The sequence below is a fragment of the Okeania sp. SIO2B3 genome (assembly GCF_010672525.1).
In the GTDB taxonomy this organism is placed as follows: domain Bacteria; phylum Cyanobacteriota; class Cyanobacteriia; order Cyanobacteriales; family Microcoleaceae; genus Okeania.
In genome coordinates this window covers 1-4,110 of sequence record NZ_JAAHGH010000209.1, presented here as the reverse complement: position 1 = coordinate 4,110, position 4,110 = coordinate 1, and the positions used below count along the sequence as shown (strand labels likewise).

Annotated in this window: 6 protein-coding genes; 1 reads left to right on the top strand and 5 read right to left on the bottom strand. The window is 40.2% G+C overall.

What is annotated here, in order from left to right; all coding sequences use genetic code 11:
• Both F6K15_RS37545 and F6K15_RS37540 read right to left on the bottom strand, forming a co-directional pair.
• The coding region (locus F6K15_RS37545) for a hypothetical protein (protein ID WP_293071140.1) at positions 1–238 on the bottom strand (238 nt) is incomplete at its 3' end.
• A gap of 161 nt (positions 239–399) precedes the next feature.
• On the bottom strand, positions 400–2,034 hold the full coding sequence (locus F6K15_RS37540) for a DEAD/DEAH box helicase (RefSeq protein WP_293071138.1): 1,635 nt from the start codon (positions 2,032–2,034) through the stop codon (positions 400–402).
• 37 nt (positions 2,035–2,071) lie between these two features.
• Between F6K15_RS37540 and F6K15_RS37535 the strand changes: the two genes are divergently transcribed.
• Entirely contained in the window at positions 2,072–2,203 is a 132-nt protein-coding gene (locus F6K15_RS37535) for a hypothetical protein (protein ID WP_293071136.1), read from the top strand.
• A 40-nt stretch (positions 2,204–2,243) separates the two neighbouring features.
• Here F6K15_RS37535 and F6K15_RS37530 read toward each other — a convergent pair whose 3' ends face one another.
• The 3 genes from F6K15_RS37530 to F6K15_RS37520 form a co-directional block, all read right to left on the bottom strand.
• Positions 2,244–3,110 (bottom strand): hypothetical protein, encoded by an 867-nt coding sequence (locus F6K15_RS37530; RefSeq protein WP_293071134.1) that lies wholly within the window; start codon positions 3,108–3,110, stop codon positions 2,244–2,246.
• A gap of 163 nt (positions 3,111–3,273) precedes the next feature.
• Positions 3,274–3,504, bottom strand: coding sequence for a four helix bundle protein (locus tag F6K15_RS37525; RefSeq protein WP_293071132.1), 231 nt, complete (start codon positions 3,502–3,504; stop codon positions 3,274–3,276).
• Positions 3,505–3,550: 46 nt separating this feature from the next.
• Positions 3,551–4,030 carry a hypothetical protein gene (locus F6K15_RS37520; RefSeq protein WP_293071130.1) on the bottom strand — a complete coding sequence of 160 codons (480 nt, stop codon included), beginning with the start codon at positions 4,028–4,030 and terminating at the stop codon, positions 3,551–3,553.
• Positions 4,031–4,110: the final 80 nt, after the last annotated feature.

Here is a 4,110-nt window from a genome sequence, read left to right as displayed (position 1 = left end):
TTACCCCATATCCAGAATCATATCCAGTGTAGGGTTTTCCTTTTTTGCTGACTAAATCTTGCCCTTGGGTTATGGCAGTAGCGATCGCTTCCCTACTAACTGGCTCTTCATGTTGCCAGTTACTTCTATAGGGGCGTTTCTCGCGCACTGGTGTTAATGCCAAGTTAGCAGGGATAATTCCTAAACCTTCTGCTATTTCTGAGGCTCTGGGGTGGCGATTAAATATTTTCCAATCCATTTTACACCTCCTCCTGTAAAGAAGTTTGGACAGTGGAGATTAGGGTAGTAGTTGCAGAATTTTGATGTTTGTGTAATAATTGATTCATAAGTTTTTTTAAAATAATTTTGAATCTACAGGGCTGTGAATTCTGTAGGTTTTTTCTTTTAAACCTACAGAATTCACACGCGATCGCCAAAAATCATCTTCATGTGGTGTTCAACCCACCCTATGCACTGACCGTCAGCTTTCATTAGGCGGAGTAAATATTTTTGATACGCAACTTTGTCAGCCACAGTAGGTTGCGTACCAAATATGGCACCGTGCATCCATTTGTAGGGAGGCCAGTATCCATAATGTATTTGGTATTGTTTGTCTGCCCAATTAGGTTTAAAACCGCGATGATAAGCTTCTGTGAGCAATTCGTGGTAATGGCGATATTGCTTGACCTTATCTGCCGTGCAGCGCAGTAGTTTAAATGTTGTGTCTGTGGTGGTGGAGAGTTGGGAAACAGAAAACTGATAACCACAACAGCCACAAACCTTATCAAAATTGCGATTAACTGCACTGCATTGAGGGCAAATTTTTGTAGGGGCTTCACTTGGTAATGAATGTTTTGATTGACCGAGAGTAAATTTTGTGAAATCTTCAATGAATCCAAATTGTTTAATTAATCCTGCTTGGTCCAGGATTAAGCAATCATATTTTCCTGGGGATATCCTTAACCCACGCCCTATCTGTTGCCATGTCTTAGCCTTAGATTTAGTGGGGCGACAGAGGAGAACGCAAGAAATGGCAGGGATGTCGAAACCTTCTCCCAATGCCTCACAACTTGCTAAGACTTTGATGAGTCCTGACTCTAATTGTGAATAAATTACTTCTCGCATTTTTGTTGGCATAGTGCCGTCTACACTTGCAGCAGCGATTCCAGCTTGATTGAAGGCAGTGGCGATCGCTTTGGCGTGGGCTACATTCACAGCAAAGGCAATGGTTAATCGATTGAGTGCTAATCTTTTCCATTCGGAGACGATGGCATTAACTACTTCGGGTACATTGCAACGTACTACTAACTCAGAGTTATCATAATCACCTGCTACAGTCCGCACTCCTTTGAGGTCAGCACCATCTACGCTGTAGTAAATTGGGGGCGCTAAGTATCCTTTGAGAATTAGTTCACCTGGAGTTGGAGCTGCAATGAGGGTGTCAAACAGATCGGACATTGCTTCTCGTTTTGAGAGTCTCCAGGGAGTAGCGGTTAAACCTATAAAGGTAGTGTTGCTAGATTCATAATTTTCTAGCTGTCTCTGTACGACTTTGTTCCAGGCGGTTTGATGTGCTTCGTCTATTAATACAATGTTGGGGGTAAACCAGTTGGTTTTCCTGCGACTGAGGGTTTGAGCGCTGGCTATTTGAACAGGGGCCAAGCGAGTTTCTTTGTAGCCTCCAGCGATGACTCCACATTTGATGCCGAAGTCATCAAATTTTTTGAGGGTTTGTTTGATTAAAACGTCTCTGTGAACTATGAATAGTATTGTTTTGCCACTTGAATACTCTTGATATATGAAGGAAGCAGCAATTATAGTTTTTCCAGCTCCAGTAGGGGCGACGATAAGTATGCGACGATAATTTTTCTGCCGGAGTTGATATAGATCGTCAATAACTTGGAGTTGGTAATCTCTGAGTTGTGGGATTTGTGATGGTGCTACAATGAGGTTCAAAGATAATTGTTTATCTTCTTCCACGTTTTTTTGATTCTGCTGCTGTAACCATGAGGATTGCAGCAGTTTTGTTTGAGATGCTACTGATGGTAAATTCATAAGTTTTCAGTGATTAAAAAATTTTCAGAAGTGATGGGTGTTTGTATTGGGGTGTGTAGTGGTGAAAATTTATGTGGGTGGGGAGTTGTCGCCTTTGATGATTAATAATATTTGGCGATGTGGTAGTTTGGCAGCGATCGCACTACTAGCTGCTCTTACCTTTTTCTGAGGACATCCGACTGAGAGAAGCCCGCGCTATAATCTCCGATTTAGCGACGGGAGCTGTCACGAGAACGTTGACCTTCTTTGACGCGGGGGTATTCAACCAGCCCAGTCTTGGTTTTTTTTAAACTTGTGTATTTGTGTAGCCATCCGCTGCCCCCTACTGGTTTTGCAGGTGATTTTCCTACTGAGTACTCAGTAGGAAAGCTATAATCCTTTATTGGTATACTTATTGGCGTTTCAAATCCTGGTTGGCCTCCGGATTTACTGTCTCCTGCTAACTGACTTGAAATTTTTCCCACTGAGTAGTCAGTAGGAAAGCTAGAATTCTTTAGTGGTGTATTTTTGGGCGTCCCAAGTTTGGTTTGGCCACCAGGTTTACTATCTTCTGCTAACTGACTTGAAATTTTTCCCACTGAGTAGTCAGTAGGAAAGCTAGAATTCTTTAGTGGTGTATTTTTGGGCGTTCCAAGTTTGGTTTGGCCACCAGGTTTACTATCTTCTGCTAACTGAATTGAATTTTTTCCCACTGAGTAGTCAGTAGGAAAGCTAGAATTCTTTAGTGGTGTATTTTTGGGCGTTCCAAGTTTGGTTTGGCCACCAGGTTTACTATCTCCTGCTAACTGAATTGAAATTTTTCCCACTGAGTACTCAGTAGGAAAGCTAGAATCCTTACTAGAAAAAGCTTGCGTCGCTTGAATATTTTGGTGTTTTTCTTGGCCATAGTTGATGAGGCCAGATAATTCCTCTAGACTCAGGCTAAATGGATGAGCTGTTATTTGGCCTTTTGGTGAATATTTATCACCAAGCTCAAGGCAAGATGTTTCTATAACGCTATCACTCATACATTGCTGTAATTCTGTGTCTGTAGAGTCAAGGGAAAAGTTGTTTGTGGTAGTATTTTTCTGGTTCATTTAGCACTCCTGTTAATAATTAATAATTAACAATTAATAATTAATAATTGTTTGTTGAATTGATGATTGCAGTCAAAATTTTTATGAGTTCAATACAGTCTTGATTAATTGATTCAACTCCTTTTTTATCAATGTAATTAGCATGATGTAATAGCTCTAACCCCTATTGAGTTTCATTGGCTTCTTTGAGAGAAATCCGTAGTTTATGCACAAAGTCAGCACGGCTTTCTGCATATTCAGATTCACGAATTAATGCACCAATTGCAGTGCCACTCCGAAGCAATTGCTTTGATAAAACATATTCTTTTTGTCTTGACTCAGATATGCGTGATAACTTAATAATCCGCAGTGCAAAAGCAAAATATTTTAGCTTGATTACGTTGTGTTTTTCCATAATTATTAATTATTAATTATTAATTGTTAATTGTTAATTGAAAAACTTATGTAGGAGGAGGTGCAGATTTATCTTCTACTATGTACTTGTAAATCTCTTTGTATGGGATCTTTGCAGTGATCGCTCTTTCTACTGCACGGACTTTCTTGATCGGACATCCAATAGACTCAATCTTCTTAGAGCCTTTAGAGCGCCAGCAATATTTCCAATACCAATGCTTGAGTTCGTTTGTCCCCCGCGTTTCTTCTTTAATTCGGGGATACTCTACATAACCATTTTGGGTGGATTTCCAGCTTGTATATTTATTAAGCCATCCACTGCCCCCCACTGGCTTATACTGAATTTTTCCGGTAGCATTTGCTATTGGAACCCTAGACTCTTTGTTGGGCAGGTCTCCTGGAGTTTGAGTATTGTTGTTTCTTTGATGGCGTTTGTTTGGTGGTAAGTTACCGCTACTGTTACCAGTTGCACATGGTCTGGTGTGGGCAGACAATTCTTGTATAGCACTCTGTTTTAGTTTCATCATGATTTAGAAAAGGTATAAATTTATTATTAGAATTGAGAAGTTTTAGTTGAGATTTAACTCAAAATACGTTTGCTTCGTTG

What these genes read in the sequence shown, in the direction of transcription:
- F6K15_RS37540 (WP_293071138.1), bottom strand. Translation starts at nt 2,034, where the DNA reads ATGAATTTACCATCAGTAGCATCTCAAACAAAACTGCTGCAATCCTCA.
- F6K15_RS37530 (WP_293071134.1), bottom strand. Translation starts at nt 3,110, where the DNA reads ATGAACCAGAAAAATACTACCACAAACAACTTTTCCCTTGACTCTACA.
- F6K15_RS37525 (WP_293071132.1), bottom strand. Translation starts at nt 3,504, where the DNA reads ATGGAAAAACACAACGTAATCAAGCTAAAATATTTTGCTTTTGCACTG.
- F6K15_RS37520 (WP_293071130.1), bottom strand. Translation starts at nt 4,030, where the DNA reads ATGATGAAACTAAAACAGAGTGCTATACAAGAATTGTCTGCCCACACC.